This window comes from Ohtaekwangia sp., assembly GCF_036568665.1.
Lineage (GTDB): Bacteria > Bacteroidota > Bacteroidia > Cytophagales > Cyclobacteriaceae > Ohtaekwangia.
The window spans coordinates 1-7,843 of the sequence record NZ_DATCSD010000207.1 but is presented as its reverse complement, the minus strand read 5'-3'; the positions used below and the strand labels follow the sequence as shown (position 1 = coordinate 7,843).

5 protein-coding genes are annotated in these 7,843 nt (G+C 45.0%); all 5 read left to right on the top strand.

What is annotated here, in order from left to right; translation table 11 throughout:
- Nucleotides 1-278 (top strand): hypothetical protein (locus VIN08_RS11580; RefSeq protein WP_331964812.1); only part of this gene is annotated, 278 nt, incomplete at its 5' end.
- Nucleotides 279-663: 385 nt separating this feature from the next.
- A complete protein-coding gene (locus tag VIN08_RS11575; RefSeq protein WP_331964809.1) occupies nt 664-1,560 on the top strand; it encodes a helix-turn-helix transcriptional regulator in 897 nt (298 codons plus the stop codon).
- Between the two features lie 407 nt (nt 1,561-1,967).
- On the top strand, nt 1,968-3,410 hold the full coding sequence (locus tag VIN08_RS11570) for a TolC family protein (RefSeq protein WP_331964806.1): 1,443 nt from the start codon (nt 1,968-1,970) through the stop codon (nt 3,408-3,410).
- A complete protein-coding gene (locus VIN08_RS11565) occupies nt 3,407-6,625 on the top strand; it encodes an efflux RND transporter permease subunit (RefSeq protein ID WP_331964803.1) in 3,219 nt (1,072 codons plus the stop codon). Before VIN08_RS11570 ends, VIN08_RS11565 begins: the two co-directional genes overlap by 4 nt.
- Complete coding sequence (locus VIN08_RS11560) at nt 6,612-7,730, top strand: efflux RND transporter periplasmic adaptor subunit (RefSeq protein ID WP_331964800.1); 1,119 nt, start codon at nt 6,612-6,614, stop codon at nt 7,728-7,730. The genes VIN08_RS11565 and VIN08_RS11560 overlap by 14 nt, the downstream gene beginning before the upstream one ends.
- Nucleotides 7,731-7,843: the final 113 nt, after the last annotated feature.

Here is a 7,843-nt window from a genome sequence, read left to right as displayed (position 1 = left end):
AAAAACTCTGCCGTCCACAAGAAGCAAGCTCCTTTATAAAGGAACTTATAAGTTCCGGCCTATTCGAATTACCTGACGAAAAATTACTTTTCAAAAACTGTAAAGAAAGTAGCAAGTCCTTTTTCAGTAAGGTATACATCGAAATTGTTTCAGGTGAAGAGGTGCGGATGCTCAGTTACTCTAAACGTTTTAAATGTTATGAAAAGGAATGGGATGCTATCCAAAAAATAGAAAATCTATTCGAAACCGATTGGTTTGAAAATTCAAAAGGCCGATAATCCGTCTCGATGTTTTATGACAGGATCACTCTATGTATACTTTCCTGTAATGATTGGTTTCCTCGGTACGAGTTGTCTATAAATGTCTCGGGAAGAGAATGGGAAGGTGGCTGAATAATGGAAAATCTATTTTAAAACCGATTGGTTTCAAATTCAAAAGATGTTTAATCAGCAATAGATTTTTCTTGCTGTGGCCTTCGTTTACTGATCTTTTCCCCATTCCTTTCAACAGGTTTAGGCTCCTTTCTTCTTTCATTTTTGTCCTTTCTTCAATAACTCACAACCGTTTATAACACATACGTTAACCTGTATCTCGGCCTGGCCAACTGTTTTGACCCGACAGAAAGCTAGGAAATATCTATTTGAATTTCATAATTTTGCAACCATGCAAAGGAGTGAGACGCTGGAGGACTTTTATCGCAGGTATCCGAATATATACCCGCAGCGCGAGGGCATTCCTCACAAGGCTGTCGGTAATTTTAATGTATACTCGCGTGAATCCTGCGGCAAATACGCGCCTTATAATCGGAGGGATTATTACAAGATATCGCTGATCATCGGTCAGGGTAATTTGCATTATGCGGATAAAACGATCGAGATCAACCGGAATGCACTGGTGTTCTTCAATCCGCAGGTGCCTTATGCCTGGGAGCCGACATCTGAAAAACAAGCCGGCTATTTTTGTCTTTTTACTTCCGATTTTATTCACGCACCGGGCAATGCCAGTATACTGGAGTCGCCTTTGTTTCAGATCGGTGGCAACCCCGTTTTCTTTATCGATAAGAAGCAGGAGAGCCATATCAGTATGATCTTTCAAAAGATGCTTTCCGAGAGAGATTCTGAGTATATATATAAATATGACCTGCTGCGGAATTATGTAAACCTCATTATTCATGAGGCACTAAAATTCCGACCGGCCGATAGTTGTTTTATACATACCACTGCAGCATCACGCATTGTAACACTCTTTGTAGAATTACTGGAGCGACAATTCCCGGTTGATTCAGTAGAGCATACACTCAAATTGCGTACGGCAAACGATTACGCGACACGATTGTCAGTGCATCCCAATCATTTGAATCGTGCTGTGCGTGAAGTAACCGGCAAGACCACAACAGAACATATTACGAATCGCGTAGTGCAGGAAGCAAAAGCTTTACTCATGCATACGGATTGGAGTGTGGCTGAGATCGCTTACTGTCTGGGCTTTGAATACCCTGCATACTTTAACAACTTTTTCAAGAAGCAGACGAATCTGACACCGCGATCACTTCGAAAATGAGCCAGTTTGAATTTCATAATTTTTAGTTTGAAATCCATAACCAATCCAAAAATCGTCCCCGCTACTTTTGTCGTATAAATACACCAGGTAGCAAAGTACCTGTCGCCTAAATCTCCTAAGAAAGTACCGAGTAGTAAATTAACCGGTGCTGTAAAAGTATATCACGACATGGTTGTGCAGCTATATTTTCGGCACAACAAGTCAGGATCACAGCAAACTAAATTTAGCGAGCGTTAGCATGCTAATTTCTTTATTAGTGCAACGAAGGGTAGAAGTAAACAGGAATGATGCACTGATCAGGAACTCCTCCTATAAACGGCTGTGTAAAACGATTATAGCACGGTTGCGTACGGGCTTCATCTATATAACTATACTTTTTGATTTACAAACGAAAAATGCAAACTGAAATGCGAGCAGCACTGGCTGCACCACCATCCTTTTTTACATTTTCGCGCAGCATCTGGATCGTCTTGCTGAGTTGCACGTTGTTCACCGATCTTCGGGCGCAACAGGTATCAGAGACGCTTTCACTTGAACAGGCGCTGGAGATTGGCGTGAATAACTTTCAGCGTATACAGGCCAAACGAAAGTATGTTCAGGCTTCCAATGCCCTGACGCGAAATGCACGCAATGAATATTTACCCAACGTAATTGCTTCTGTACAACAGAACTACGGAACAGTGAACGGACAATTTGGTCCGCTGGCTGCCATAGGTGTACTCGGTGTTTCATCAGCCGGTCCTTCATACCAGGATCAAAGCTGGAACGCAGCGTTCGGTGCGCTCTATATTATAAACGTAAACTGGGAAGCCTATACATTTGGTCGCGTGAAGTCGCGTATAGAGTTAGCGAAGTCGCAGGCAGAAAGAGATTCTGCTGATCTGAAGCAGGAAGAATTTATACATCGCATAAAAATATCGGGAGCCTATCTCAGCCTGCTGGCATCACAACAATTGGTGCGCAGTGCGGAGTCAAACCTGAAGCGTGCTGAAACAGTACAGAAGACGGTGCGGGCGCGGGCGCTCTCAGGATTGAATCCCGGTGTGGATTCGGCTCTTGCCAACGCAGAGGTATCGCGGGCAAAATTAGTGCTGCTCGATCTGCGCAACAATGAACAACAGGTAAGAAGTCAGTTGGCACAATTACTCGCTATGAATGGTTTTGAGTCCGTACTCGATACATCCTTCTTCGTGCGTATACCCAATGCCTTTACAACCGATGCAGATATACTGCAGAATCCGCAGATACAATTCTATAAAGCACGTGTGACACAAGCTGAGAAAAGTACACAGGTTATCCGTAAAAGTATAATGCCGGGCGTTACGCTCTTTGGTATATACCAGGCACGTGCTTCCGGCTTCAACTATAATTATACTCCGGAGTTCCCGGATCGCTATAGCAGCAGTTACTCCAACGGTATAAATCCATCGCGCTATAATTATGTTGCCGGTGTAAGTATATTCTGGAACCTCACGAGTCCGCTCAAGGTACGTCAGCAAACACGCTCGCAACGTTTTATCAGCGAAGGTTTCCGCAATGAATACGACCAGGTAACCGTGCAATTGCAAAACGAACTGAAGCTCGCAGATCAGCGTATTGAAAACAGTTTGCAGAGTGCACACGAAGTGCCGCTGCAATACCAGGCTGCGTCCGATGCATATACCCAAAAAAGTGTACTCTACAGAAACGGTCTTACAACCCTTGTTGATCTGCAGCAAGCTATATATGCACTGAACCGTGCAGAGGTAGACAGGAGTGTTGCTTACTTAAATGTATGGCAGGCGCTCTTGCTGAAAGCAGCTGCTTCAGGAGATTTTAATTTATTCAGTAACCAGGCTCAAGCTCAATGAACTTAATACGATTAGCCCTTCGTAAACCAATTTCCATACTGGTATTGGTAGCCGGTATGATCTTCTTTGGTGTTAGCGCAGTGCGCACCATCAAGGTAGATATATTCCCGGCCATGAATTTACCCGTGATATACCTGTCGCACCCTTACGGAGGTTTTACACCTGCGCAGATGGAAGCGTATTTTGGTAAACAGTATATCAACGTAATGTTGTTTGTAAACGGTGTGAAAAGCATCGAGACAAAAAATATACAGGGACTTACGCTGATGAAGATCACGTTTTATCCCGGCACCAACATGGCGCAAGCCGCAGCGGAAGTGAGTGCATTCTCCAATCGTATACAGGCTATATTTCCACCCGGATCACAGCCACCATTTATTATACGCTTCGATGCGTCTACGTTGCCGGTGGGACAATTAGTATTAAGCAGCCCGATACGTTCCAATAATGAGTTAGCCGATCTGGCTAACGTATATGTACGGGCTTCCTTTACCTCTATACCCGGTCTTGTAGCGCCTCCGCCTTTTGGTGGTAACGTGCGCACCATTGTTATAAAAGCAGATCCTGATTTGCTGCGCTCACACAATCTTACTCCGGATCAACTGGTGGAAGCACTTCGTGTCAATAACCAAACGGCACCTTCCGGTAACGTGCGTATAGGGGACTATAATTACCTGACGCCTTCTAATACAACAATCAAATCCGTAAAGGATTTTGAAAAGATACCGTTGTTCAAAGGCGATGTGCAGAACTTGTATTTAGGCGATGTAGCTACAGTAGAAGATGCTGCCGATATAACCGTAGGGTACGCGCAGGTAAACGGTAAACGTTCGGTATATCTGAACATTGCTAAATCTTCGGATGCATCTACATGGGAAGTAGTACAGAACCTGAAAAAGAACCTGCCGAAGTTTCAGGCGCTGCTTCCGGAAGATGTAACACTGTCGTATGAATTTGATCAGTCTACCTATGTCATCAACGCTGTAAAAAGTCTGATCAGTGAAGGTCTCATTGGAGCTGTGCTTACCGGTTTGATGGTGTTGTTATTTCTCGGTGACGTGCGCGGTGCATTGATCGTAATATTGACTATACCGACTTCGATTATATCGGGCGTGTTGTTCCTGCAGCTCTTCGGGCAAACGATCAACATCATGACGTTGAGCGGACTTTCACTGGCCATTGGTATTCTCGTGGATGAGTCCACCGTAACTATTGAAAATATACACCAGCACTTAGCGATGGGGAAACCCAAAGCGCTGGCTATATGGGATGCGTGTCGCGAGATAGCGTTCCCGAAATTATTGATCCTCTTCTGTATACTCGCAGTGTTTGCTCCGGCATTCTCCATGAAAGGTATACCCGGTTCATTATTTCTCCCGCTGGCATTGGCGATTGGATTCTCAATGATCACATCGTATTTGATGTCGCAGACCTTTGTGCCTGTATTGGCAAACTGGTTATTGAAAGAACATAAACATGAAGAAGGTGAACATCATTTCTCAGCTGATCCTACCCGTCAGAAAATGGAATTGCTAGAACACCACGGAGGCAAAGTAACGCGTTTCGAAAAATTCCGTGATCGATTTATCAGTTTCCTCGGAAGACTATACCCATTACGCAAACCGGTAGTGACACTTTATGTAGTAGTGGTAGTTGGTTTAACCGTGGTATTACTCTCCAATATAGGTCGTGATGTGTTGCCAAAAACAAATTCAGGACAGTTCCAGGTGCGCTTGCGTGCACAGGATGGAACGCGTATTGAACGCACGGAAGAAAAAGTTATTGAGGTGGTGGATCTTCTGAAGAAGATGGTAGGCGAAGATAAGATCGCGATCAGCTCTGCCTATATAGGGCAACACCCTTCTTTGTTTTCCATCAGCCCTATATATCTGTTTATGTCAGGTCCGCAGGATGCTGTGCTGCAGGTGAGTCTGAAAGAGTTTGAAGGCTCCATGGATGAACTGAAAGAAAATTTCCGCGAAGAGGTGAAGCATAAAATACCCGATCTGCGCGTATCGTTCGAACCGATCGAGTTGACCGATAAAATTCTGAGTCAGGGATCGCCTACACCAATCGAAGTGCGCATCTCCGGTCGTAATAAAGTACAGAATGAAATCTATGCGAAGAAGGTAGTAGAGAAACTCAAAGCTATATCCTATCTCCGCGATGTACAGATCGCACAATCGATCAGTTATCCGGCCATGAATATAAATGTAGATCGTATTCGTGCAGCACAGTTAGGTGTGGATATGAGTGATGTTACCCGCTCGCTCATCGCTTCAACGTCATCATCACGCTATACGGAGAAGAACGTATGGCTCGATGAGAAAGCAGGCCTCAGCTATGGTGTGCAGGTGCAAGTGCCGGAGAATAAAATGAAATCAGTAAATGATATCAGTCAGGTGCCTGTACTCCGTAACACAACGCGACCGGTACTGGCCGATGTGGCCTCGATAGAAGCAGATACTATATATGGTGAAAATGATAACCTGGGTGCTATACCAATTCTCTCGGTAACGGCGAACCTGAATGATAAAGATCTGGGTACAGCGTCAGACGATGTGAATGCTGCTCTGGCTACATTGGGCGAACTGCCGCGCGGATTAAGTATAGAAACGATCGGTCTCAGTAAAGTATTGACCGAGACATTAGATAGTTTACAATCCGGATTGTTCGTAGCAATTGTAGTGATCTTCCTGATGCTGGCGGCAAACTTCCAGTCATTCAAAGTATCATTGGTTGTGTTAACAACGGTACCAGCCGTGGTATTGGGTGCACTTACCTTGTTGATGATTACCGGATCGACACTGAACCTGCAATCTTATATGGGTATAATTATGTCGGTAGGGGTATCAATCGCGAACGCTGTACTATTAATTACCAATGCTGAACAACTTCGTGTGCTGAATGCCGATTCGTGGGAATCAGCAAAAGAAGCTGCAGCGCTTCGACTCCGCCCGATCGTTATGACCAGTATAGCGATGATTGCCGGTATGATACCAATGGCGCTGGGTCACGGTGAAGGTGGCGACCAGGTTGCTCCACTTGCGCGAGCTGTAATTGGAGGCTTGCTTGCATCTACTGTAGCTGCATTGCTAATTTTACCTCTGGTATTTGCCTGGGTACAACAAAACACAACAACACAATCCGTGTCACTCGATCCGGAAGATAAAGAAAGTAAACACTATATACCGTCAGCGTATGAAACGAAATAACCATAACCTCAGATTTTTATACTCAGCTCTTACTGCAGGAGTACTGCTTGGTCTGCTCAGCAGTTGCAGTTCTTCGGAAGGTAATACCTCGGATCAGGCCGCTAAGACGCCTGCGGGTGTAGAAGTATTTCCGCTGAAGAAAGGTATGCTTTCTTCCGAGATACAACTTCCGGGCGAGCTGATCTCTTTTCAACAAGTAGATCTATATGCGCACGAAACCAGCTTCGTGAAAAAGATATATGTAGATGTAGGCTCTGAAGTAAAAGAAGGACAGTTGCTCATTTCACTGGAAGCACCGGAGATCACATCACGATTGTCAGGAGCAGAGTCGCGCTGGAAATCACAGGAGTCTATCTATAAAGCGAGCAAAGCCAATTACGATCGCCTGCTGGAAACCAGCAAAACTCCGGGCACTATATCTCCCAATGATCTTGATCAGGCACATGCGCGCATGAGCTCAGATTACGATCAGTTGCAGGCAGCGAAAGCGAGCTATCGCGAAGTAACCAACAGTCTTGATTACCTGGAGATACGTGCGCCCTTCGGTGGTGTTATTACATCCCGTAATGTAAACCCCGGTGCGTATGTTGGTCCGTCAGGTCGAGGGTCAGAGCGTCCGCTGTTTACATTACAGGAACAAAAACATTTGCGTCTCGTAGTATCGGTGCCGGAAGTATATACTACTTATCTGCAACAGAACGATGCGATCAGCTTCCGTGTAAAAGCATTGCCACAAGACAGCTTCTCGGCAAAAGTAAAACGCCAGGCAAGAGCGCTCGATACACGACTGCGTGCTGAACGTGTGGAGATGGATGTACAGAACGATGACAAGAAATTATTACCCGGTATGGTTGCTGATGTAACAATACCCTTGCCATCACGCGATAGTACATTTGTTATACCGAAGACGGCTATCATTAACACAGCCGAAGGTATATTTGTGATTCGCGTAACCGATGGTAAAGCAGAACGCGTAGCGGTTCAACCCGGACGTACTTCTGATGGAAAAACTGAAATCTTCGGTGCTCTGCAAGAAGGCGACAAGATCGTAACCATCGGCAGTGAAGAAATCCGCAACGGGTCAACGCTCGTAACGAAGAATTAGTTACTGGCTTATAGCGGATAAAGCGGAAAGCTTAAAGTTGGAAGCAGAAGAGCTTTTGACTTTAAGCTTTCCGCTTTTTGTTTTTGGCGTGTGAGGCGTTAGTGGTTACAGGT

Bases quoted from the DNA above. Each gene is read 5' to 3' on its own strand.
- VIN08_RS11570 (WP_331964806.1), top strand. From the start codon at position 1,968: ATGCGAGCAGCACTGGCTGCACCACCATCCTTTTTTACATTTTCGCGC.
- VIN08_RS11565 (WP_331964803.1), top strand. From the start codon at position 3,407: ATGAACTTAATACGATTAGCCCTTCGTAAACCAATTTCCATACTGGTA.
- VIN08_RS11560 (WP_331964800.1), top strand. From the start codon at position 6,612: ATGAAACGAAATAACCATAACCTCAGATTTTTATACTCAGCTCTTACT.
- VIN08_RS11575 (WP_331964809.1), top strand. From the start codon at position 664: ATGCAAAGGAGTGAGACGCTGGAGGACTTTTATCGCAGGTATCCGAAT.